The sequence below is a fragment of the Microbacterium aerolatum genome (assembly GCF_007988825.1).
Lineage (GTDB): Bacteria > Actinomycetota > Actinomycetes > Actinomycetales > Microbacteriaceae > Microbacterium > Microbacterium aerolatum.
Genome location: NZ_BJUW01000004.1, coordinates 195709 through 218204, shown reverse-complemented (window position 1 = coordinate 218204; position 22496 = coordinate 195709). Strand labels below are relative to the sequence as shown.

At 68.0% G+C, this 22496-nt stretch carries 19 protein-coding genes; 9 read left to right on the top strand and 10 right to left on the bottom strand.

Annotation, left to right across the window (positions count from 1 at the left end):
• Positions 1-240 precede the first annotated feature (240 nt).
• Positions 241-2685 carry a DNA gyrase/topoisomerase IV subunit A gene (locus tag MAE01_RS06465; protein WP_147038733.1) on the bottom strand — a complete coding sequence of 815 codons (2445 nt, stop codon included), beginning with the start codon at positions 2683-2685 and terminating at the stop codon, positions 241-243.
• 44 nt (positions 2686-2729) lie between these two features.
• On the opposite strand from MAE01_RS06465, the gene MAE01_RS06460 reads away from it, so the two are divergent.
• The gene (locus tag MAE01_RS06460; protein WP_229718187.1) at positions 2730-3866 is read left to right on the top strand and encodes an alkaline phosphatase family protein; all 1137 of its coding nucleotides are present in this window, start codon (positions 2730-2732) and stop codon (positions 3864-3866) included.
• A 48-nt stretch (positions 3867-3914) separates the two neighbouring features.
• Here MAE01_RS06460 and sepH read toward each other — a convergent pair whose 3' ends face one another.
• Complete coding sequence (gene sepH / locus MAE01_RS06455; protein WP_147038732.1) at positions 3915-4967, bottom strand: septation protein SepH; 1053 nt, start codon at positions 4965-4967, stop codon at positions 3915-3917.
• 197 nt (positions 4968-5164) lie between these two features.
• On the opposite strand from sepH, the gene MAE01_RS06450 reads away from it, so the two are divergent.
• Entirely contained in the window at positions 5165-5458 is a 294-nt protein-coding gene (locus tag MAE01_RS06450) for a DUF4193 domain-containing protein (protein ID WP_147038819.1), read from the top strand.
• Between the two features lie 100 nt (positions 5459-5558).
• On the opposite strand, the gene MAE01_RS06445 is transcribed toward MAE01_RS06450, so the two are convergent.
• On the bottom strand, positions 5559-6026 hold the full coding sequence (locus MAE01_RS06445) for a DUF3093 domain-containing protein (RefSeq protein WP_147038731.1): 468 nt from the start codon (positions 6024-6026) through the stop codon (positions 5559-5561).
• Positions 6027-6050: 24 nt separating this feature from the next.
• Between MAE01_RS06445 and dut the strand changes: the two genes are divergently transcribed.
• The 4 genes from dut (at position 6051) to MAE01_RS06425 (ending at position 10835) form a co-directional block, all read left to right on the top strand.
• On the top strand, positions 6051-6524 hold the full coding sequence (gene dut / locus MAE01_RS06440) for a dUTP diphosphatase (RefSeq protein WP_186806142.1): 474 nt from the start codon (positions 6051-6053) through the stop codon (positions 6522-6524).
• Positions 6521-7111: a DUF3710 domain-containing protein gene (locus tag MAE01_RS06435; RefSeq protein ID WP_147038730.1), complete on the top strand. Its 591-nt coding sequence runs from the start codon at positions 6521-6523 to the stop codon at positions 7109-7111. The genes dut and MAE01_RS06435 overlap by 4 nt, the downstream gene beginning before the upstream one ends.
• Positions 7108-7854, top strand: coding sequence for a DUF3159 domain-containing protein (locus tag MAE01_RS06430; RefSeq protein ID WP_147038729.1), 747 nt, complete (start codon positions 7108-7110; stop codon positions 7852-7854). The genes MAE01_RS06435 and MAE01_RS06430 overlap by 4 nt, the downstream gene beginning before the upstream one ends.
• Before the next feature lie 149 nt (positions 7855-8003).
• On the top strand, positions 8004-10835 hold the full coding sequence (locus tag MAE01_RS06425; protein ID WP_147038728.1) for an aconitate hydratase: 2832 nt from the start codon (positions 8004-8006) through the stop codon (positions 10833-10835).
• A 157-nt stretch (positions 10836-10992) separates the two neighbouring features.
• Here MAE01_RS06425 and MAE01_RS06420 read toward each other — a convergent pair whose 3' ends face one another.
• On the bottom strand, positions 10993-11187 hold the full coding sequence (locus MAE01_RS06420) for a hypothetical protein (RefSeq protein ID WP_147038727.1): 195 nt from the start codon (positions 11185-11187) through the stop codon (positions 10993-10995).
• A gap of 151 nt (positions 11188-11338) precedes the next feature.
• On the opposite strand from MAE01_RS06420, the gene dxs reads away from it, so the two are divergent.
• Entirely contained in the window at positions 11339-13279 is a 1941-nt protein-coding gene (gene dxs, locus MAE01_RS06415) for a 1-deoxy-D-xylulose-5-phosphate synthase (RefSeq protein ID WP_147038726.1), read from the top strand.
• Between the two features lie 206 nt (positions 13280-13485).
• On the opposite strand, the gene MAE01_RS06410 is transcribed toward dxs, so the two are convergent.
• From MAE01_RS06410 to MAE01_RS06395, 4 genes are all read right to left on the bottom strand, one after another.
• Positions 13486-15630, bottom strand: coding sequence for a 3-hydroxyacyl-CoA dehydrogenase NAD-binding domain-containing protein (locus MAE01_RS06410; protein ID WP_147038725.1), 2145 nt, complete (start codon positions 15628-15630; stop codon positions 13486-13488).
• Positions 15631-15638: 8 nt separating this feature from the next.
• Positions 15639-16844, bottom strand: a complete 1206-nt coding sequence (locus tag MAE01_RS06405) for a thiolase family protein (RefSeq protein ID WP_147038724.1) — start codon at positions 16842-16844, stop codon at positions 15639-15641.
• A gap of 72 nt (positions 16845-16916) precedes the next feature.
• Positions 16917-18110, bottom strand: a complete 1194-nt coding sequence (locus tag MAE01_RS06400) for a ribonuclease D (RefSeq protein WP_147038723.1) — start codon at positions 18108-18110, stop codon at positions 16917-16919.
• Positions 18103-18684 carry a DUF3000 domain-containing protein gene (locus tag MAE01_RS06395; RefSeq protein ID WP_147038722.1) on the bottom strand — a complete coding sequence of 194 codons (582 nt, stop codon included), beginning with the start codon at positions 18682-18684 and terminating at the stop codon, positions 18103-18105. Before MAE01_RS06395 ends, MAE01_RS06400 begins: the two co-directional genes overlap by 8 nt.
• A 25-nt stretch (positions 18685-18709) precedes the next feature.
• On the opposite strand from MAE01_RS06395, the gene MAE01_RS06390 reads away from it, so the two are divergent.
• A complete protein-coding gene (locus tag MAE01_RS06390) occupies positions 18710-19864 on the top strand; it encodes an alpha/beta hydrolase family protein (RefSeq protein WP_147038721.1) in 1155 nt (384 codons plus the stop codon).
• On the opposite strand, the gene MAE01_RS06385 is transcribed toward MAE01_RS06390, so the two are convergent.
• Together MAE01_RS06385 and MAE01_RS06380 are read right to left on the bottom strand one after the other, a co-directional pair.
• A complete protein-coding gene (locus tag MAE01_RS06385; protein ID WP_147038720.1) occupies positions 19865-20296 on the bottom strand; it encodes a SufE family protein in 432 nt (143 codons plus the stop codon).
• A 19-nt stretch (positions 20297-20315) separates the two neighbouring features.
• Positions 20316-21212 carry a sulfurtransferase gene (locus MAE01_RS06380; RefSeq protein ID WP_147038719.1) on the bottom strand — a complete coding sequence of 299 codons (897 nt, stop codon included), beginning with the start codon at positions 21210-21212 and terminating at the stop codon, positions 20316-20318.
• Between the two features lie 131 nt (positions 21213-21343).
• Between MAE01_RS06380 and zapE the strand changes: the two genes are divergently transcribed.
• Positions 21344-22390, top strand: coding sequence for a cell division protein ZapE (gene zapE, locus MAE01_RS06375; RefSeq protein WP_147038718.1), 1047 nt, complete (start codon positions 21344-21346; stop codon positions 22388-22390).
• Positions 22391-22496 lie beyond the last annotated feature (106 nt).

Here is a 22496-nt window from a genome sequence, read left to right as displayed (position 1 = left end):
TTGCTGGCGGGGAGTGCTTTCGACTCGCTTCGCTCGCTCAAGCCGTTTCGTCTTCGGCGGCTTCGCCGCCTCCGCTCAACGACCCGCAGCTTGGGTCTGCGGTTCGAACCTGCGCGAGCGTGCGGGGAACTTCTCGCGGGGCGTTGAGCGAGCGCAGCGAGACGAAACGGGTTGAGCGAGGAGCGCAGCGACGAGTCGAAGCCTGGTTCCATTCCAGGAGTCCGAAGCCGGCCGGAAACCTCAGGCGCCGAGGACCGTGCCGACCGATCCGATGACGGCGTCCAGGGGCTGACCGGACGCATCGCGCTTGGCACCGGCCTCGGGGAGCGTGCGCGCCGCACCGTCGGTGCCGACGGCGAGGGCGCCCTCCGGTCCGACCCACGCCAGGCGCAGACGGTCCTCGCCCTTCAGGAACGAGTGCGCGCGCACTCCGCCGGTGGCGCGTCCCTTGGCGGGGAACTCGGCGAACAGCGACACCTTGGCCCGTCCGGCATCGGTTCCGGCGATCGTGCCGTCGGCGCCGGAGACCGTGACGACGACGGCCGCGTCCGGGGCCGCGATGACAGAGAACGAGATGACCTCGGCGCCTGTGCCCACCTTGACACCGGCCATGCCGCCGGCAGGTCCGCCCTGCGGCCGCACGGTCGACGCCGAATAGTGCAGCAGCTGCGCATCGGAGGTGACGAACACCAGTTCGGCGGCATCCGGTGCGGATGCCGCGCCCACCACCGCGTCGCCGGCCTTCAGCCCGATGACCTCGGTCTCCGGACGCACGGGCAGCGCGGACGGGACGACGCGCTTGACGATGCCCGAACGCGTGCCCATGGCGAACGGTGTGTCGTCGTCGAAGCGCAGCAGCGCGACGACGCGCTCACTCTTGTCGAGCAGCCCGATGTAATCGCGCAGATGCACGCCTGCCGAAAGGTGCACGGATGAAGAGGGGACCGATGGCAGGTCGACGGGGGAGAAGCGCAGCACGCGTCCCGCCGTCGTGACCGCGCCGATCTCACTCCGCGTCGTCGTCAGCAGCGAAGCGAGCACAGCGTCATGCTTGCTTCGTCGCGCCGCCGGCTGCAGCAGCTGCCCGTCCGCAAGATCGACGCGCACGGCGCGGCCGGTGGTGGACAGGACCACCGTGGTCGGGCTGTCGGCGATCTGGAGGTCTACGGGGCCCTTGGTGCTGCGCGGCTTCGGCGGCGCGGCGTTCAGGAGAAGGGTGCGCCGGGGCGTGCCGTGGGCCTCTGCCGCGGCATCCAGCTCCATGGCTACCTGGGCGCGCAGCAGCGCCTCGTCGCCGAGCAGTTCGCGAAGCTCGGCGATCTCGGCCAGCAGCTTGTCGCGCTCTGCCTCGAGTTCGATACGCGAGAACTTCGTGAGGCGGCGCAGACGCAGCTCGAGAATGTACTCCGCCTGCAGCTCCGACAGATCGAAGACCTGGCGCAGGCGCGTGCGGGCCTCATCCGAGTCCTCAGAGGAGCGGATGACCTGGATGACCTCGTCGATGTCGAGGATCGCGATGAGGAGTCCCTCGACCAGGTGCAGTCGCTCTTCGCGTCGGGCGAGGCGGTAGCGGCTGCGGCGGGTGACGACCTCTAGCCGGTGTCCGACGTAGACGCTCAGCATCTCCTTGAGGCCGAGCGTGCGCGGCTGGCCCTCGACGAGGGCGACGTTGTTGATGCTGAAGGAGTCCTCCAGCGGCGTCAGCCGGTACAGCTGCTCGAGCACCGCGTTCGGGTCGAAGCCCGTCTTGATGCCGATCGCCACGCGGAGTCCGTGCTGCCGGTCGGTGAGGTCATTGACGTCGCTGATGCCCTGCAGCTTCTTCGCCTGCACGGCGTCGCGGATCTTCTCGATCAGACGCTCCGGCCCGACCATGTACGGCAGCTCCGTAACGATGATGCCGGTGCGGCGAGGGCCGAGCGGTTCGACGGAGACCTTGCCGCGCACACGGAGGGCGCCGCGGCCGTTCGCGTAGGCGTCCTTGACCCCGTCCAGGCCCATCAGGATGCCGCCGGAGGGGAAGTCGGGGCCCGGCACGTACTCCATGAGCTCTTCGGTCGTGGCATCCGGGTGCTCGAGCAGATGCGTGGCGGCGGCGACGACCTCGATGAGGTTGTGCGGCGCCATGTTGGTCGCCATGCCGACGGCGATGCCGCTGGCGCCGTTGACGAGCAGATTCGGGAACGCGGCAGGCAGCACGGACGGCTGCTGGAATTGGCCGTCGTAGTTCGGGATGAAGTCGACGACGTCCTCGTCGAGACTTTCCGTGAGTGAGAGCGCGGACGATGCCAGGCGTGCCTCGGTGTAGCGGGACGCCGCAGGGCCGTCATCGAGCGACCCGAAGTTTCCGTGGCCATCGACGAGCGGGACGCGCAGCGCGAAGTCCTGGGAGAGACGCACCAGAGCGTCGTAGATCGCCGAGTCGCCGTGCGGGTGCAGCTTTCCCATCACCTCGCCGACGACGCGCGCGCTCTTGACGTGACCGCGCTCGGGCCGCAGCCCCATCTCGGCCATCTGGTACAGGATGCGGCGCTGCACGGGCTTGAGCCCGTCACGTGCGTCGGGGAGCGCGCGGGAGTAGATCACCGAGTAGGCGTACTCGAGGAACGAACCCTGCATCTCGCTGGACAGATCGATGTCCTGGATGCGCTCCTCGGCGGGCTCGGCTGATTCGGTGCGGGGCATGGACTTCCTGGGGACGCGGGTGAGCCTGTGGGAGACTGGCTCGGATGTCTCTGATTCTACCGACCGCGCCCGCCTCAGCCCGGAACATCAGCGGGGTGGCGGATGACCTTCTGTCCGCTCTGCGGGGCGGACCTGGAGCTCTGGCTCCGGCCCGGTCGGTCGTCGTGATCGTGATCGACGGACTCGGCGCCATTCAGCTGCGCGCGCACTCCGGGCACGCCCGGCACCTCATCGCGGGCGTCGGGAAGAAGGACGTCGCGTACTCGGTGTTCCCCACGACGACGGCTGCGGCACTGACGACGATCCTCACCGGCGTCGAGCCAGGAGCGCACGGCCTGGTCGGCTACCGCGTGCTCGATCGTGCTCGCGACCGGCTGGTGAACCTGCTCTCCGGCTGGGAGTCCGACGGGATCGACCCGCTCGCATGGCAGTCCCAGCCCACCGTGTTCGAGCGCGCAGTCGCCGCAGGTCATCCGGCATACGCGCTCGGCATCGCGAAGTACGCACGCAGCGGATTCACGAAGGCGACGTTGCGCGGTGCGGAGTTCGTTGCCGCGAAGTCGCCGTCAGAGCGCGTTGAGATCGCCTATCAGCTCGCGGCCGACATCCCGGGCTCGCTGATCTACTGCTACCTGCCGGAGGTCGACAAGGCGGGGCACCAGTACGGCGTCGACTCGGCCGAGTGGATCGCCGCCCTCGAAGACATCGACCACGCTCTCGCGAGCGAACCTCCCCGGCAGGTCGGGGTGCTCATCACGGCGGATCACGGCATGGTCGACGTGCCCGCCCACCGTCACGTCGTGCTCGAGGCGGGGGACGCCCGCCTCGACGGGGTGCGGCACTTCGGCGGCGAACCGCGGATGCTGCACGTCTACCTCGATCCGGACGCCGACGCCGCCGCCGTCCTCGACACGTGGCGATCCGCGAGCGAGGGAGAAGCCGACGTCCTCAGTCGTGCAGAAGTGCTGGCCGCAGGGCTTTACGGCGCACAGACGACGGCCGACGCCGCGGGGCGGATCGGCGACCTGGTGGTCGTGTCTCGCGGCAACAGAGCGTTTTACGACGGCACTGCCGAGGACCAGCGCTCACGCGGAATGGTCGGTCAGCACGGCGCGCTGACGCCGGAGGAGCGTCAGGTGCCGTACATCCGGCGGGGAGCCTTCAGCTCCGGCGGTCGCTGACGTTTCGACAGGCTCAGTGAGCGAAGCGGGTAGGGCGAGCGGGGCGGGTCAGTCGTCCGTGCGGGCGCCGAACACGATCTCGTCCCAGGAGGGCATCGCGTTGCGCCTGCGGCGACGGCTGGACGTGTCCTGGGGCTCTGGCGCGGGCTTCTCATCGTGCTCGTCATCGGAATCGATGTCGGTGTCGGCGCCGAAGGAGTCGAACAGCGCGATCGGGCTGGACGCGTGGGAAGGCTGCTGAGCGTCGTCGTCGAAGTCGCTCACGAGTGGCGCGCTCTCGCGCTGCCCGCGGCGGCGACGCAGCGCTTCGAGCAGATCGGCCGTCTCCGGGCTGGTCGTGCTCTGATCGGGGGCACGATTGGTCGCGGCGTTCTGCGCGGCGGGGTCGGAGCGCTCCGGCAGGATCGGCTCATCGACGGTCTCCTGCGGGGGCAGCAGCCGTGGGCCGAACGCGCCGGAATCGAATCGACTGTCGTCCTTGTACGGCGATTCCTGACGGGCGCCCTCAACGGCGCGCAGGCGCGGGATGAGCCCTTCTGGGAGCGAGCCTTGGCGGGACAGCTGCGTGGCGTCCGCGTTGAGCGGCGACAGCGCACTGTGGCGCGGGTCGAAGCTCCAGCGGGCGTCGTGCGAGACCTCTGCGGCGGTGAACTCCAGCTTCACGATCCAGCCGGAGTCTCCCTTCCAGCTCGCCCAGCGCTCGGCGGAGGCGTTCAGGTCGACGAGCTTGGCGCGGATCGCGGCGCCGAAGGTGGGCTGCGCGTCTGGTTCGACCTCGCTGCCGATGAGGACGGGCACCGCGAGCGCCTGTCCGACGATGTGCTCGCGCTCGGCGAGCACGGGACCCTCGAAGCGTGCGACGTCGTCGACGCCGATGCCGAGCAGCTCTGCAGTCTCGGCCGCGGAGAGACCGGAGCGGATGTGCGCCTGGATCTCGCGAGGACTGACGTTGACGCGAGGCGCCTCGTCGGCGTTCCGGCGACGGGCGCGACGGATCTCGCGCTGCAGAACGTCGTCGATGGCGAGCGCGAACCGCTCGCCGGAACCGGTGGCGAGGATCAGCAGGTCGTCTTCTGTGCCGACGATTGTGACGTTTTCCATGCGAATGCCCCTCTGATGGGTGTGCGAACATCGTGTCACGTGTGCACGCATGGACCGGGGAATACCCTGGGCGCGCCGTCAGTTTGATCTGTGGCGCGAACGGCATTTGCGAAATGCTCCGTCATCGTGCAAACTATGCCCGCCGCGTACCCGACGGCGCACCGCCCACTAGCACCATGAAAGTGGAGATCTACCGCATGGCAACCGATTACGACGCCCCCCGAAAGAGCGAAGACGACTCCGAGTCGATCGAAGCCCTCAAGGAGCGTGTGCCGGACAAACTGTCCGGCGCGACCGGTGATGAGGACTCGGACAACCCGTCCAGCTTCGACCTCCCGGGAGCCGACCTCTCCGACCTCGAGCTCGATGTCGTCGTGCTGCCCGCGCAGCAGGACGAGTTCACCTGCATGAGCTGTTTCCTCGTGAAGCACCGCTCGCAGCTCGACCACGAGGGAGCAGATGGCCCCATCTGCAAGGAGTGCGCTGCCTGACCGCAGTCGCACTCACGTTCATGCGCCCCGGCCACCCGGCCAGGGGCGCATTGTCGTATGCGCGGCGCGTGCGCCCGTCGCGCGCACGTATGCGCGGTTCTCAGACGCGCGCTGCCGCGCTCTCCGCGTCGCGAATGGCAGCGGCGAGACGGTCGGGCGTGCGCGTCGAGATCGTCCAGGAAGTCACTGGATCATCGGGGTCGGTGTTCTGCACGACCACGACGCCGTCGATGCCTCCGCGCAGCAGGTGCCAGCCGCGCGCCGACAGCCCTGAGCCACGCGCGGTTCTTGCGTCCTCTCCGCTCAGCTCGGTCACCTCGCCGAGCCAGCGGGCGTCGATGTGCGCGCGACCAGCGCGCAGGACCGTTCCCTCGACGCGGATGGCGGGCGAGCCGGCGATGAGCGCCGTGATCAGCAGCACGGCGACGGCGACGCCGATGAGCAGCGCAGGCAGTGCGCCGTAGGGCGTGAACGTCAGCGCGAGCATCGGAGCGGCGACGGCGGCGGTCACCAGCATCCACAGGCTCGGCGAAAGACGTTCGCGATAGCGGATGCGCGTGTCGGTCATGGGGTTCTGCACTAGCCTCGTCTGGTGAGCGATTCCGTTGATCTTCCCATTATCGCGTCTGTCATGCCGCACTACGCCCATCCCGGTGACGCCGGAGCGGATCTCGTCGCCGCCGAGGCCGTCCGTCTCGAGCCCGGTGAGCGCGCGCTGGTGGCGACCGGGGTCCGCATCGCTCTGCCGGAGGGGTTCGCGGCGTTCGTCGTTCCGCGCAGCGGTCTGGCGGCCAAGCACGGCATCACGATCGTCAACTCTCCGGGAACCGTCGATGCCGGCTATCGCGGTGAGATCAAGGTGAGCCTGCTGAACACCGACAGCTCGAGCGCGTACGATGTGGCCGTCGGGGACCGTATCGCTCAGCTGATCATCATGCCGGTGACCCGCGCGAACTTCATCCCGGTCGACGAGCTTCCGGACAGTGCGCGCGGTGCGAGCGGGTTCGGCTCGACCGGATACCAGACGGCGACCCCTGTCGCCGAGCAGGCAGGAAGCACGAAATGACTGAAGAGATCACCCAGCCCTCGTCGAAGTCGGCGCCGGCGAACCGCGCCGCTGAGGGCCCGTTCGACGAGTCCGAGGCGAACCCGATCCGTCCGTACATCGACCTCGGCGGCATCAAGATCCTCCCTCGCGAAGGACTCAACCTGCGCCTCGAGGTCGAAGAGCAGACCAAGCGCATCGTGGCCGTCGGGCTCGACTACGCGGACTCCTCGCTGCAGGTCCAGCCGTTCGCCGCACCGCGCACGCTCGGCCTCTGGCACGAGACGCGGATGCAGCTGATCGATCAGGTGCGTCAGCAGGGCGGCCGGGTCGAAGAGCGCGAAGGACCGCTGGGCAAGGAACTTCTGGCGGAGGTGCCGGGGCCCGCCTCCGAGGGCTCCACGCTGAACCTCGCCCGCTTCGTCGGCGTCGACGGACCGCGCTGGTTCCTGCGCGGTGTGATCGGCGGCGCCGCGGCATCCGATCCTGAGGCGGCGGCCAAGGTCGAGGACCTTTTCCGCTCCATCGTCGTAGTGCGCGGAGGATCTCCGATGCCGCCGCGCGATCTGATCCCGCTCAAGATGCCCGCCACTCCCGGATCCGCGTGAGCACGCCGGAGGCCCAGGGTCCTGACGCGGACCGCGATTCCGCATCCGCTTCGGACCTTATCGGCGCGGCACTGGGTGGTGCTGCTCGTCGCGCGGGACTCGACCCGGCAGGCGACGCCAACACGCAGACGGTCGTCTGGTCGGCGATCGGCGGATGGCGGGGCGTCCTCGAATCCGTGTTGCCGAGCCTGGCGTTCGTCGTCCTGTTCACGCTTCGTCCCGACCCGCTCATCCTGTCGCTCGGCGTCTCGGTCGGGCTCGCCGCCGTGTTCACCGTCGTGCGCCTGGTGCAGAAGTCTCCGCCCGCGGCGGCGCTGGGCGGCCTGATCGCCGCCGGCGCGGCGGCCGGACTCGCGCTGTGGACCGGTCGCGGTGCGGACAACTTCGTGCCGGGCCTGATCACCAACGCCGTCTACGGCACGGTGTTCCTCGTCGCCGCGCTGGTCGGTTGGTCGCTGATCGGGATCGCCGCCGGATTCCTCATGGGGGATGCCACAGGGTGGCGCGCCGACAAGCGCAAGCGCCGCGCGTTCACCTGGCTCGGAATCGCCTGGGCCGTGCTGTTCTTCGCGCGGCTGGCTGTGCAGCTGCCGCTGTACCTGACTGACCAGGTCACCGCACTCGGCACCCTCAAGCTGATCATGGGGCTGCCGCTGTTCGCCCCGCTCATCGCCGTCACCTGGCTCGTCGTGCGCGCCCTCTACCCCCGCGAGTCGCCGAAGGATCCGGCATCCCGTTCGTGATAGATTTATCTTGATATCAAGATAAATTGTGGTCTTCCGCCGAGGCCTGGCCGGGCGCACACTGTTAGGTGCGCCTTGCTAGCCGCCGGCGGCCCAGGCGAGCAAGATGGAAGCGCCTGTCGCTCCCCAGATCAGAAGGAGACGGATTCGTGTCCACGGTGAACAGCTTCGGTGCCAAGAGCACCCTGACGGTCGGCAGCACCGACTACGAGATCTTCAGGATCGACACGGTTCCCGGCTTTGACAAGCTGCCGTTCAGCCTGAAGGTGCTCCTCGAGAACCTGCTCCGCACCGAGGACGGTGCGAACGTCACGAAGGCGCAGATCGAGGCGCTCGGATCGTGGGATGCCACGGCCGAGCCCAACACCGAGATCCAGTTCTCGCCGGCCCGCGTGGTCATGCAGGACTTCACCGGTGTGCCCTGCATCGTCGACCTCGCCACCATGCGTGAGGCTGTCACCGCACTGGGCGGCGACCCGAACAAGATCAACCCGCTCTCGCCGGCCGAGATGGTCATCGACCACTCCGTCATCGCCGACCTGTTCGGTTCCGAGAACGCGCTGGAGCGCAACGTCGAGATCGAGTACGAGCGCAATGGCGAGCGCTACCAGTTCCTGCGCTGGGGCCAGACCGCGTTCAACGACTTCAAGGTCGTCCCGCCGGGAACCGGCATCGTCCACCAGGTCAACATCGAGCACCTGGCAAAAGTCATCTACGACCGCACCAACGGCGGCGTCCTCCAGGCGTACCCCGACACCTGTGTCGGCACCGACTCGCACACCACCATGGTCAACGGCCTCGGCGTGCTCGGCTGGGGCGTGGGCGGCATCGAGGCAGAGGCGGCCATGCTCGGCCAGCCCGTGTCGATGCTCATCCCGCGTGTGGTCGGCTTCAAGCTGACCGGGGAGATCCCCGCCGGCGTCACCGCGACCGACGTCGTCCTCACGATCACCGACATGCTCCGCAAGCACGGCGTCGTCGGCAAGTTCGTCGAGTTCTACGGTGCGGGTGTGGCATCCGTGCCGCTGGCGAACCGCGCCACGATCGGCAACATGTCGCCGGAGTTCGGCTCGACCGCCGCGATCTTCCCGATCGATGACGTCACCACTGAGTACCTGCGCCTGACCGGCCGCGACGACCAGGCAGTGGCCCTCGTCGAGGAGTACGCGAAGCTGCAGGGCCTGTGGCACGACGCGGACAACGAGCCCGTCTTCAGCGAGTACATGGAGCTCGACCTCGGCACCGTGGTGCCGTCGATCGCCGGTCCCAAGCGCCCGCAGGACCGCATCCTCCTCTCCGAGGCCAAGAGCCAGTTCGAGCAGGACATCGTCAACTACGCGACGCCCTCGACCTCGGACGACCTCGTCGACCTCGAGTCGAAGCACTCGTTCCCGGCATCCGACCCGGGCGCCGTTCCCGGTGAAGAGGACCACGACACCCGCCCGGTGCACATCTCCAGCGGTGTGAACGGCTCGTCGAAGCCGGTTCCGGTCACGACCCCCGACGGCGAGAGCTACATCCTCGACCACGGCGCGGTCACGCTCGCGGCGATCACCTCGTGCACGAACACCTCGAACCCGTCGGTCATGATCGCCGCCGGTCTCCTCGCTCGCAAGGCGCGCGAGAAGGGCCTGAAGCAGAAGCCGTGGGTCAAGACCACGCTCGGCCCCGGCTCGAAGGTCGTCACCGACTACTACGAGAAGTCCGGCCTCGACAAGGACCTCGAGGGCCTCGGCTTCTACACCGTGGGCTACGGCTGCACGATCTGCATCGGAAACTCCGGACCGCTGATCGACGAGGTGTCTGCGGCGGTCAACGACCACGACCTCGCCGTCACGGCTGTCCTCTCGGGCAACCGCAACTTCGAGGGCCGCATCAGCCCCGACGTCAAGATGAACTACCTCGCCTCGCCGCCGCTCGTGGTGGCCTACGCGCTGGCCGGTTCCATGCACTTCGACTTCGAGGCGGATGCTCTGGGCACCGACCAGGCCGGCAACGACGTGTTCCTGAAGGACATCTGGCCGGCACCCGGCGAGATCCAGGACATCATCGACTCGTCGATCTCGCGTGAGCAGTTCATCAAACAGTACGCCACCGTCTTCGACGGCGACGAGCGCTGGACGAGCCTGCCCACCCCGACCGGTCCGATCTTCGAGTGGGACGACAACTCGACCTACGTGCGCAAGGCGCCGTACTTCGATGGCATGTCGATGGATCTGACCCCCGTGTCTGACATCACCGGCGCACGCGTCATGGCGACGCTCGGCGACTCGGTGACCACCGACCACATCAGCCCGGCCGGAAACATCAAGATCGGCACGCCCGCGGCGAAGTACCTCGAGGAGCACGGCGTCCGCCAGAAGGACTTCAACTCCTTCGGCTCGCGTCGCGGAAACCACGAGGTGATGATCCGCGGCACCTTCGCGAACATCCGCCTGAAGAACCAGCTCGTGCGCGCCGTCAACGACGGTGCAGAGGTCGAGGGTGGCTTCACGCGCGACTTCACCCAGCCCGACGCTCCGCAGTCGTTCATCTTCGACGCCTGCCAGAACTACGCGGCCGAAGGCACTCCGCTGGTGGTCTTCGGCGGCAAGGAGTACGGCTCGGGATCCTCCCGTGACTGGGCGGCCAAGGGCACCAGCCTGCTGGGCGTCAAGGCGGTCATCACCGAGAGCTTCGAGCGCATCCACCGCTCCAACCTCATCGGCATGGGCGTTGTCCCGCTGCAGTTCCCCGCCGGCGAGAGCTGGGAGTCGCTGGGCCTCGACGGCACCGAGATCGTCTCGATCACGGGCCTGGAAGAGCTCAACAACGGCAACACGCCCAAGACCGTCCGCGTGAGCGCCGAGCCGAGCGAGCACTCGCCCGAGGGCAAGCAGACGATCGAGTTCGACGCTGTCGTCCGCATCGACACCCCCGGTGAGGCCGACTACTACCGCAACGGCGGCATCCTGCAGTACGTGCTGCGTTCGCTGGTCTAGTCTCTGCGCCATGAAGCGCCCCGTTCGGCTCCGGCCGGGCGGGGCGTTGTGCGTTGTGCCTACTCGTCTGCGTGCGGGTAAACCCAGTCGGTCACAAGGTTCGCATTGAGCGTGAGCACGTCACGGGGCTGGATTACAGCACCGTGGCTGTAGCCGTTCAGCAGGTCGAGCGCCATCCCGTTGTAGATGCAGAAGCGGTCGGTGCAGCCGTGGGAGTGGCTGCGGGCTGGTTGAACAGTGCCCAGCCGCCGAGCTCTGACACGACGGAGGCGACAGCAGGGGCAGCGACAGCGGCAATGCCGGCGACAGTGAGCACGGACGCGGCCGCCGCAACCTTCTGGGAGCGGTTCATCGGCTTGAGCCTGGCATAGAGGCCGGCGGCTGACAATGCACACGCCTATACGCGGTGCGCGCTCGGGGTATTCCCTGGCACCGGCGGTAACATCGAATGGTCGTCGTCCAACCCAGGGGAGGCGGCTGGTGAAGACGTTCAGGAGGTGCTGATGCCCATTCTTCCCGGCATCACCGGACCGCGTGATCTCGATGGGCTCAGCCGATCGCAGCTGACCGAACTGGCTGAGGAGATCCGCACGTTCCTCGTCGAGAACGTGTCGCAGACCGGGGGACACCTGGGTCCGAACCTCGGCGTCGTCGAGCTCACGATCGCGCTGCATCGCGTGTTCGAGTCCCCGGACGACCCGTTCGTCTTCGACACGGGGCACCAGTCGTACGTGCACAAGCTGCTCACCGGGCGACAGGACTTCTCCGCGCTGCGCGTACGGGGCGGTCTCGCCGGCTACCCTCAGCGCAGCGAGAGCGTGCACGACGTCGTGGAGTCCTCGCACGCATCGAGCTCGCTGAGCTGGGCAGACGGCATCTCACGCGCCCTGTCGGCCACCGGGCGTGACGATCGCCACGTCGTCGCGGTCGTCGGCGACGGAGCTCTCACAGGAGGCATGACGTGGGAGGCGCTCAACAACATCACCGATGACAATGATCGCAACCTCGTGATCGTCGTCAACGACAACGGACGCTCCTACGCCCCGACCATCGGAGGCATGTCGCGCTATCTGAACCGCGTTCGCACTGCCGGCGCATACAAGGACCTGCACCACCGCTCCGATCGGTTCTTCCGTGCGTTCGGGCCCGTCGGGCGTGCGCTGTTCCGCGGCGTCCGCGGCGGAACCCACGGGTTCCTCTCACGCTTCACGAACAATGAGGCGCTGTATTCGAACCTCGACATCAAGTACCTGGGCCCGGTCGACGGCCACGACATCCCCACCCTGATCGAAACGCTCGAGCTCGCGAAGTCCTACGGGGCGCCGGTCATCGTGCACGCGATCACCGAGAAGGGGCGCGGATACCAGCCGGCCCGCGACGACGAAGCGGATCAGTTCCACGCTGTGAACCGCATCGACCCGGTCACCGGCGAGCCGCTCGGCTCGAGCTCGCGGGGCTGGACGGATGTGTTCTCCGACGCGCTGGTGCGTGTGGGGGAGCAGAATCCGCGGGTCATCGCCATGACCGCCGCGATGCTGCGCCCGACGGGTCTCGCCCCGTTCGCCGAGCGCTTCCCCGAGCGGGTGTACGACGTCGGGATCGCCGAGCAGCACGCCGTCGCCTCCGCCGCAGGACTCGCATACGGCGGACTGCACCCGGTCGTCGCGCTGTACGCGACCTTCATGGGACGCGCCTTCGACCAGGTGCTGATGGACGTCGCCCTCCACAAGGCCGGCGTGACCTTCGTGCTCGATCGTGCCGGGGTCACCGGTCCCGACGGTCCGAGCCACCACGGCATGTGGGATCTGGCGATGCTGCAGATCGTGCCGCACATCCGCATCTCCGCACCCCGCGACGGCGCCCGCCTCGCCGAGGCCCTCGAAGAGGCAGTGGCGGTCGATGACGCGCCCACCGTGATCCGATACCCGAAGGGCGGCGTCGCCGACGACATCGAGGCGATCGAACGCCTGGATGACGGCGTCGACGTGCTCTCACGCGGCGAGTCCGAGGACGTGCTGATCGTCGGGATCGGGCCGTTCGCGGCGCTGGCGATGGATGTCGCGGCGAGACTGCGCGCGCAGGGCATCGGTGCGACGGTCATCGACCCGCGCTGGGCCATCCCGGTGCAGCCGTCGATCGTCGAGCTCGCCGCCCGCCATCGCCTGGTGATCACTCTGGAGGACGGCATCCGCGTCGGCGGCATCGGCACGCGAGTGCGTCAGGTACTGCGCGAGGCCGGTATCGACACGGCCGTGGATGAACTGGGACTTCCGGACGAGTTCATCGACCACGCGTCGCGCGACCAGATTCTGGCGGATGCCGGGCTCACGGCGTCGAAGATCGCACAGGATGTCGTCGCCCAGGTTCTCGGCACACGGATCCCCGTGGCCCGCCACGCCGGCGAGACCGGCGCGATCGACCTCCCCCTGCGCGAGCGCCGCTGACCCCGCGTCCTGCGGGGAGTCCTGCGGGAAGAGCCCCTGCCGGAAGAGGCCTTTTGCGGGTCGTTGAGCGGAGGCGCGGAGCGCCGCAGACGAAACGGGGTGAGCGACCGCAGGGAGTCGAAGCCTTCCTTCAGCAGCCGAACGCCACTGAGCAAGCGAAAGGCGGGGCCGGGCGAACGCCCGACCCCGCCTTTCAGCTCGACGCGTCAGCCGCCGATGCCGCGGATCGGCGGGTTGTGGAACGTCGCTCCGAAAACGCGCTCGGAGGCGCCCTCGCGATCGAGGTACGGCGAAGCGCCGCCATCGATGAACGGCCAGCCGGCACCGAGGATGAGGCACAGGTCGATGTCCTCGACCTCAGGGACCACCTTCTCATCGAGCATGAGCTTGATCTCCTGCGCGAGTCCGTCCTGCACGCGGGTGAGGATGGTCTCGGCGGATGCCGGCGACGACCCGACGTTGCCCTTGAGCACCTTCTCCGCCGCCTTCGTCCAGCCCGTGACGCGGCCGCCCTTGTCCTTCTCGACGACCTGATCGAGCTCGGCGAGAGCGTGGAAGTTCTCGTTCGCGTAGAAGCGGTCCGGGAAGTGGCGCACCATGGTGTCCTGCACGTGCGCGGCGACCTTCCAGCCGACGAGGTCGATCAGCTGGAACGGTCCCATCGGCAGTCCGAGCGGGCCGAAGGCCTTCTCGACCTCGGCCACCGGCGTGCCCTCGTACACGGCGCGAGCAGCCTCGCCCATGACCTTCGCCAGCAGACGGTTCACGACGAACCCCGGAGCGTCGGCGGTGAGCACGGCGTTCTTGCCGAGGCCCTTCGCCACGACGAACGCGGTCGACAGCGCCGCCTCGGAGGTCTGCGGCGTCTTCACGATCTCGATGAGCGGCATGACCGCCACCGGGTTGAAGAAGTGGAATCCGACCAGCCGCTCGGGGTGTGCGAGCTTGGCGCCGATCTCTTCGACAGACAGCGACGAGGTGTTGGTCGCGAGGATCGCGTCCTCGGCGATGATCTGCTCGATCTCGCCGAACACCTGCTGCTTGACTCCGACCTCCTCGAACACGGCCTCGATCACGAAGTCGCAGTCCGCATACAGGGACTTGTCGGTCGTGCCGGTCACGAGGGCGCGGAGCTTGTTCGCCGCGTCGGCATCCAGCCGGCCCTTCTGCTCGAGCTTGCCGATCTCTTCGTGGATGTAGGCGACGCCCTTGTCGACGCGCGCCTGATCGAGGTCGGTGATCAGCACCGGCACCTGCAGCTTGCGCACGAACAGCAGCGCGAACTGGCTGGCCATGAGCCCTGCACCGATGATGCCGACCTTGGTGACCTTCTTCGCCAGCGTCTTGTCGGGCGCGCCGACGGGACGCTTGGCGCGCTTCTGCACCAGGTCGAACGCGTACATGGATGCCGCGAACTGGTCGCCGGCGACGAGCTCGGTGAGTGCCTCGTCCTCGCGGGCGAAGCCCTCGGCCTTCGTGCCGCTGCGCGCCTTGTCGAGCAGCTCGAGCGCCAGGTAGGGCGAACGCGGCACGGTGCCGATCTTCGACTCCAGCATCCCGCGCGCCACCTTGATCGCGATCGGCCACTTGGTGAGCCGCTCGATCTTGCCGGGCTCGTTCTTGCGCTCGACCTTGACCTTGCCGTTCAGAACGCCGTCCGCCCAGGCGAGCGAGTTCTCCAGGTAGTTCGAGGCCGGGAAGATCGCGTCCATGATGCCCAGGTCGAACGCCTGCTGCGGCTTCAGCACCCGGTTCTGCTTGAGCGGGTTCGAGATGACGACCTCGAGAGCGTTCTCGATGCCGATGAGGTTCGGCAGCAGATAGGCGCCGCCCCAGCCGGGAATGAGCCCAAGGAACACTTCGGGCAGGGCGATCGCGGCCGCCGAGGCATCCACGGTACGGTACGTCGAGTTCAGCGCGATCTCGAGACCGCCGCCGAGCGCGAGACCGTTCACGAACGCGAACGATGGCACTCCGAGGTCGCTGAGCGATCCGATCACCTTGTGACCGAGCTGGGCGATGAGCCGCGCCTGATCCTTCGAGTTCAGCTTGGTGATGTCCGAGAGGTCGGCGCCGGCGGCCAGAATGTACTGCTTGCCGGTGATTCCGACCGCCTGGATCTCTCCGGCGGCTGCGCGTGCCTTGACACCCGCGAGCGTCTCACCGAGCTCGGTGAGGGTCGCCGGTCCCAGCGTGTTCGGCCGGGTGTGGTCGCGTCCGTTGTCGAGTGTGATCAGCGCGAGCACCTTGCCGGATGCGAGGCGGACGTCGCGCACGGTGGAGTGGGTGACGACCTCGTCGCCGGCGATCTCGACGATGGGGGAGAAGTCGATCTTTTCGTAGTCGGTCATTCCAGCACTCACTTCCGCTTCTTGCCGTCGTAGAACGGGTTCTCCCAGATGACCGAACCGCCCTGGCCGAGACCCACGCACATGGCGGTCAGGCCGTAGCGGACATCGGGCCGCTCCGCGAACTGCGCAGCGAGCTGGATCATCAGACGCACACCGGATGCCGCGAGCGGGTGCCCGACCGCGATTGCGCCGCCCCACTGGTTGACGCGCGGGTCGTCGTCGGCGATGCCGAAGTGATCGAGCAGGGAGATCACCTGGATCGCGAACGCCTCGTTCAGCTCGAACAGGCCGATGTCGGAGATCTTCAGCCCAGCCTTCTTGAGCGCCTTCTCGGTCGACGGGATCGGGCCGATGCCCATGATCTCGGGCTGCACGCCGGCGAACGCGAACGAGACGAGCTTCATCTTGGGCTGCAGGCCGAACTCCTTCACAGCGCCGCCACCGGCAAGCAGCGACATCGTCGCGCCATCGGTGAGCGGCGACGAGGTGCCGGCCGTCACGCGCCCGTGCGGGCGGAACGGCGTCTTCAGCCCCGCGAGGTCCTCCATCGTGGTCTGCGGGCGACGGCCCTCATCCTCGGTAGCGAGGCCCCAGGCGCCGGCGGCATCCTTCACGGCGACCGGAACGAGGTCGGGCTGGATCTTGCCCGCGTCGTACGCGACCTGCACCTTGTGCTGGCTCAGCATGCCGAAGCGGTCCGAGCGCTCCTTCGTGAGGTGCGGGAAGCGGTCGAAGATGCGCTCGGCGGTGACGCCCATGTTGAGCGCCCCAGGGTCGACCATCTTCTCGGCGACGAAGCGGGGGTTCGGGTCGGCGTTGCCGCCGATCGGGTGGTGTCCCATGTGCTCGACGCCGCCGGCGAGGGCGAAGTCGTACATGCCGATGCCGATGGATGCCGCCATGGTCGTCACACTGGTCATCGCGCCGGCGCACATGCGCTCGACGGCGAGTCCGGGGACGGTGTTCGGGAGTCCGGCGAGGATCGCGACCGAGCGACCGAGCGTGAGCCCCTGGTCGCCGGTCTGCGAGGTCGCGGCGATGGCGACGTCGTCGATGCGGTCCGCGGGAACGGCGGAGTTGCGTTCCATCAGACCGATCGTCGCCTTCACGGCGAGGTCGTCCGCGCGGGTGTTCCAGTACATGCCCTTTTCGCCGGCGCGTCCGAACGGGGTGCGCATGCCATCGACGAAGTAGACGTCCGAGATCTCGGCCACTCTGCCTCCAAAGTTAGGTGTGGCTTCAGCCTAGGAGCCGTCCGGAGGCGATAGGAATCGCTTGGTTCGAACCTACGACTCGGCCGCGATGGCCGGGTCGGGCGATTGCGCTGCTTCTACAAAGGCATCCAGGATCTTCTGTGCAGTCTGCTCAATCTGCCACGGACGTGCTCCGAGCGCGGAGAGCGCTTCGGATACGGCATCCACCGTCAGGGCCGGGGGAGTCCAGGCGATCCGGCGCAGAGACTCAGGCTTCAGGAGGTTCTCGGTCGGCATGTTCAGCCCCTCCGCGATCTCCTCGACCACGGGGCGGGCCAGTTTGAGACGTGCATCGGCCTCGGGGTTGCGGTCGGACCATGCGCGCGCGGGCGGCAGAGCGTCGCTCGGAACCCGCTCCCGCGGCAGCGTCTGGCTCTCGCGGCCGCGGACGATGGCTGCCCACCAGCGGTCGAGCTCGGTGCGGCTCGCGCGCCCGTTGAAAGCCTGGACACCGGCCAGCGCCTGCTTGGACTGCGGGTTCGCGAGCACCGCGGCGACCAGGGACCGGTCGGGCACCAGGCGCCCGGGGGAGGTGTCCTGCTGCTGCGCGTACTCCTCACGCGCCTCCCACAAGGAACGGGCGACGGCGAGATTGCGCGCCCCCTTCACCTGGTGCAGGCCGCTCAAACGCCGCCACGGATCTTCGCGCGGCGGACGCGGAGGCTGCGCGAGTGTCGCCGCGAACTCCTGGGCCGCGAAGTCGACCTTGTCCTGCTCCTCGAGCTCGGCGGCGATCCGATCGCGCACGTCGACGAGGTGGAGGACGTCAAGGGCCGCGTACTCGAGCCATGCTGCCGGGAGCGGGCGGGTGGACCAGTCGGCCGCCGAGTGCTCCTTCTTCAGCGTGACGCTGATGGTGTCCTCGACGACGGCTGCGAGTCCGACGCGTTCGTGGCCGAGCAGGCGCGCGGCCAGCTCAGTGTCGAACAGCGTCGCGGGTTCGAGTCCCAGCTCACGCAGCGAGGGCAGATCCTGGCTGGCGGCGTGGAAGACCCACTCGACATCGCCGATCGCCGCCCGCAGCGGCGAGAAATCGCCGAGAGCCGGCGGGTCGAAGAGGAACACACCGGCGTCGCGGCGGAACACCTGGACCAGATACGCCCGCTGGGAGTACCGGAAGCCGGATGCGCGCTCCACGTCGACGGCGACGGGACCGGTGCCCGCGGCGAGGGTGCGGCATGCTTCTTCGAATGCGGGGAAATCGTCGATGACGGAGTACTCAGTCACGACCTGCCTTTCGCGCGCCGAACACGGCGATGTTCTCGGAGCCGGGCGGGAGACCGGCCAGCATGCCGACGAGTTCGGCCCATGCTTCCACGTGCGGCCGGAAAGGCTCTTCCGGCGTCCAAGAAGAGCGTAGTTCGATCTGGGCGCCGTCGCCTTCGGCAGCCAGCGAGCCGAAGCCCTTCGAGATGGTCTTCGTCGACGTGCCGGATGCCGAGTGATAGCCGGCGCTGCGGGAGTCGAGCGCGTCCACGAGCCAGGACCACGTGACGTCGGCGAGCAGGGGATCGGTGCCGATCTCGGGTTCCAGCGGCGCCTGCGCGAACGCGACGATCCGCCAGGGGCCACCCCACGCGCCGGGTTCATCGGGATCGTGCAGGAGGACGAACCGGCCGGTGCCGTAGATCGAGTCGCCGTGATCGTCCGGGCGGACGTCGGCGGCGAGTGCGATGGAGAACGGCGCGAGACCCTGTGGTGCGGGGATCTCACGCACCACGATGTCCGCTCTGAACGTTGTCTTGCGCAGTTCGTCGGCAACGCGTGCGAACTGCGCTCCGGCGTCGGGGTGTGCGCTCACGGTGACAGGCTAGAGTCAGGAAGCGATGAAGAGTCTCAGGCACGCCGTTGCGCTGCTGCTACCTGCGCTGATCGCGCTGCTGACGGGAGCGGCCCTTCTGGTGTTCTCGATCGGCCGGCGCGTGGTCACCCCCAGGGCGCGTATCGCCGACACCGAGATCCTCGCCGTCGACACCGGCGCCCAGACGATCGAGCTGACGAGAACGCCCGACACCGAGCTGCCCGGCCGCTACGGACTGTTCACCACCGGCACGTACGGCTACGTCAAGCTCGGTGCCGTGCTGAGTGCTGATGCGACTCGCGTGCGGCGCAAGCTGCTGACCAAGATCGAGCCCGGCGCGAAGATCGACCGGCCAGCCGGGTTCAGCGGCTGGTACTACTCCTCGCCGACGGAGCTGCATCTGCCATGGGAGCCGGTGCTGATCGGGTCCCCTGCCGGTCCGTGCCCCGCCTGGTTCTTCCCCGCGAAGGCATCGACGTGGGTCATCCAGGTGCACGGACGCGGGGTCACCAGAGCCGAGTGCCTGCGCGCGGTTCCGGTGTTCCACGCCATGGGGCTGCCGAACCTTCTCGTCTCGTACCGCAACGACGGTGAGGCGCCGCGCAGCCGCGGCGGCTCCTACGCGCTGGGGGCATCGGAATGGCGTGACGTGGATGCCGCGATCGCCTACGCCCTGCGCCACGGCGCTGAGCGCGTGTTGCTGATGGGCTGGTCGATGGGGGGCGCGATCGCCCTGCAGACCGCACTGTCGTCGGGCAACCGCCAGGCCATCGCCGGGCTCGTGCTCGACTCGCCGGTCGTCGACTGGCGGACGGTGCTGAAGTTCCAGGCCCACGCATCCGGCATCCGCGATCCTCTTCCCGCGCTCGCGATGAACGCGCTGTCCTCGCCGCTGACCGCACGGCTCAGCGGTTCGGAGGATGCGATCCCGTTCGACCGGCTCGACATGGTGGCCAGGGCGGACGAGCTGACCGTTCCCATCCTCGTTCTGCACAGCGACGACGACGGCTTCGTCCCTGCCGATGCGTCACACGCCTTGGCTGCGGCGCGGCCGGATCTGGTCACGATGCCGCGCTTCACGGTCGCCAGGCACACCAAGCTGTGGAACTACGACCAGATCGGCTGGACGGCTGCGATCACCGACTGGATGAGCGCGCAGGGGTTCAACGCCTCTGCCTGATCAGCGCTTCTGGGTCACCTGGCGCTTCACGCGCATCAGCATCCCGGTCATTCCGGCGATCCGCAGCGGTGACACCGCCCGCGTGAGACCGATGGACTGCGGGTAGTCGTCCGGGATGGCGAGGACTTCACCGGTGGTCAGACCGCTGATCCCCTGGGCGAGGATGCTGGCGAAGCCGCGCGTGGTCGGAGCCTCCGGCGGCGCCGTCGCGTGCATCGTCACGACGTCGTCCTGCACCTCGACGTAGATGTAGACCGGAGACTGGCACTCCGCGACGCGCTCGCACATCTCGGGATGCTTCGAGACCTCCTCGGAGACCGCCGGGAGTTCGTTCGAGAACTCCAGGAGGAGCTGGAGCCGCTCGGCCTCCGGCAGCTCGAGGAAGTCGTCGCGGATCTCCGCGAGTACGTCTGGAACGTGCGTGGTGCTCATCCCAGCAATTCTCACACGGTCAGAGCGTGCCGGGCTCTGCACCCGTGACGATCGGGACGCGTACGGCGCTGCCCCACTCGGTCCAAGAGCCGTCGTAGTTGCGAACCTTGTCGAAGCCGAGCAGGTGCCTGAGGACGAACCAGGTGTGACTGGAGCGCTCGCCGATGCGGCAGTACGCGACGATGTCGTCGCCGTCGGAGATGCCGACCCCGTCGCGGTAGATCGCGTCGAGCTCTGCGCGGGTCCTGAAGCCGCCGTCCTCGGCGACGGCCTTCGCCCACGGCACACTCTGCGCGGTGGGGATGTGGCCGGCCCGCAGCGTGCTCTCTTCGGGGTATGCCGGGGCCGTGGTGCGCTCACCGCTGTACTCCTCGGGGGAGCGCACGTCGATGAGGGGCCCGGAGCCGATGAAGGCGACGACGTCGTCCTTGTAGGCGCGGAGCACCGAGTCGTCGCGTTCAACGACCGGATAGTCGGTGGGAACGGGCTTCGGCGTCTCAGTGGTGATCTCCCGGCCCTCGGAGATCCAGCGGTCGCGTCCGCCGTCGAGCAGGCGCACGTCCTCGTGCCCGAACAGCGAGAACACCCACAGGGCGTACGCCGCCCACCAATTGTTCTTGTCGCCGTAGATGACGACCGTGTCGTCACGGGAGATGCCCTTGCGGCTGAGCAGCGCGGCGAAACCCTCGCCGTCGACGTAGTCGCGGACCACCGGGTCGTTGAGCTCGGTGTGCCAGTCCACCTTCACCGCGCCGGGAATGTGGCCCGTCTCGTAGAGCAGCACGTCCTCGTCGGACTCCACGACCACGAGCCCGGGCTGTCCCAGGTGTGCGGCGAGCCATTCGGTGCTGACGAGGCGGCCGGGCTCGGAGTACTCGGCGAACTTCGGGACGGACGTGTCGAACTCGACGGACATGTGGCGCTCCTCGGCGGGTATACGAGACGGGGCTCTGATGCGGACGGCGTAATGTTGAGCCGTCCCCTTCGACCATAGAGCCGTTCGGTGCGCCCAGTACCCGATCCGTAAGACTTCGACACAGGAATGGCATGACCGACACGAACAGCACGAACGTCGCGCATCTCACCACGCGCGAGCCCGTGGTCACCGGCCCCGAGATGCTGGCGAGCCTCGTTCCCCCGCCGCAGTTCGACGACGCGACCTTCGAGAGCTATCGATCGGATGACGCGTACCCCTCACAGGCCCAGTCGAAGGAACTGCTGCAGCGGTTCGCCGGCCGCGGAGCGCCCGCCAAGCGTGGGGGACTGTTCAGCCGTGCGAAGAAGGAGCCGGCGGTCAAGCCCGGCGTCTATCTCGACGGCGGGTTCGGCGTCGGCAAGACCCACCTGCTCGCGTCGATCTACCACGCGATGCCCGCCCGCCGGAAGTACTTCGGCTCGTTCATCGAGTACACCGCGCTGGTCGGCGCGCTCGGCTACAAGAACACCGTCGATCTGCTGCGCGGCTCCGACCTGCTGTGCATCGACGAGTTCGAGCTCGACGACCCGGGCGACACGATGGTGATGACCCGGCTGCTCGGTGAGCTGGTCTCCTCGGGCACGAAGCTCGCCGCGACCTCCAACACTCCGCCGAATGCCCTCGGCGAGGGGCGGTTCGCGGCCCAGGATTTCCTCCGCGAGATCCACGCCATGTCCGACAGCTTCGAGACGATCCGCATCGACGGCGTCGACTTCCGGCAGCGTGCCCTCGACGGCAAGGCCGTGACCCTCGATGACTCCGCGTACGAGCGTGAGCTCGCGGCAGCGGAGGGGACGGCATCCGATGACGTCTTCGGCGACGTCGTCCGCCACCTCGCCAGGGTCCACCCCTCGCGCTACATCCGTCTGATCGACGGGATCTCGCTGGTCGGTCTGCGCGACGTGCACGTGCTCACCGACCAGTCGGAGGCGCTGCGATTCGTCGCGTTCGTCGACCGCGTGTACGACGCTCAGGTACCGATCGTCGCCACCGGCGTGAGCCTCGATCAGGTGTTCGCCGAAGAGATGCTCGGCGGCGGATATCGCAAGAAGTACCTGCGCGCCATATCCCGGCTCAACGCACTCACGCATTCAGCGCAGCTGCAAAGCGCGCCGTAACACGATGTTCACGCGTCGCCCGCGGGTGTAACGCGGCGGAAACACAGGACGCGCATCCCGGAAACGGGGCCTCGCCACACTGAAGCTCTCAATTACTTCGGATGTG

Bases quoted from the DNA above. Each gene is read 5' to 3' on its own strand.
- MAE01_RS06465 (WP_147038733.1), bottom strand. From the start codon at position 2,685: ATGCCCCGCACCGAATCAGCCGAGCCCGCCGAGGAGCGCATCCAGGAC.
- MAE01_RS06460 (WP_229718187.1), top strand. From the start codon at position 2,730: ATGTCTCTGATTCTACCGACCGCGCCCGCCTCAGCCCGGAACATCAGC.
- sepH (WP_147038732.1), bottom strand. From the start codon at position 4,967: ATGGAAAACGTCACAATCGTCGGCACAGAAGACGACCTGCTGATCCTC.
- MAE01_RS06450 (WP_147038819.1), top strand. From the start codon at position 5,165: ATGGCAACCGATTACGACGCCCCCCGAAAGAGCGAAGACGACTCCGAG.
- MAE01_RS06445 (WP_147038731.1), bottom strand. From the start codon at position 6,026: ATGACCGACACGCGCATCCGCTATCGCGAACGTCTTTCGCCGAGCCTG.
- MAE01_RS06435 (WP_147038730.1), top strand. From the start codon at position 6,521: ATGACTGAAGAGATCACCCAGCCCTCGTCGAAGTCGGCGCCGGCGAAC.
- MAE01_RS06420 (WP_147038727.1), bottom strand. From the start codon at position 11,187: ATGAACCGCTCCCAGAAGGTTGCGGCGGCCGCGTCCGTGCTCACTGTC.
- dxs (WP_147038726.1), top strand. From the start codon at position 11,339: ATGCCCATTCTTCCCGGCATCACCGGACCGCGTGATCTCGATGGGCTC.
- MAE01_RS06410 (WP_147038725.1), bottom strand. From the start codon at position 15,630: ATGACCGACTACGAAAAGATCGACTTCTCCCCCATCGTCGAGATCGCC.
- MAE01_RS06390 (WP_147038721.1), top strand. From the start codon at position 18,710: ATGAAGAGTCTCAGGCACGCCGTTGCGCTGCTGCTACCTGCGCTGATC.
- MAE01_RS06385 (WP_147038720.1), bottom strand. From the start codon at position 20,296: ATGAGCACCACGCACGTTCCAGACGTACTCGCGGAGATCCGCGACGAC.
- MAE01_RS06380 (WP_147038719.1), bottom strand. From the start codon at position 21,212: ATGTCCGTCGAGTTCGACACGTCCGTCCCGAAGTTCGCCGAGTACTCC.
- zapE (WP_147038718.1), top strand. From the start codon at position 21,344: ATGACCGACACGAACAGCACGAACGTCGCGCATCTCACCACGCGCGAG.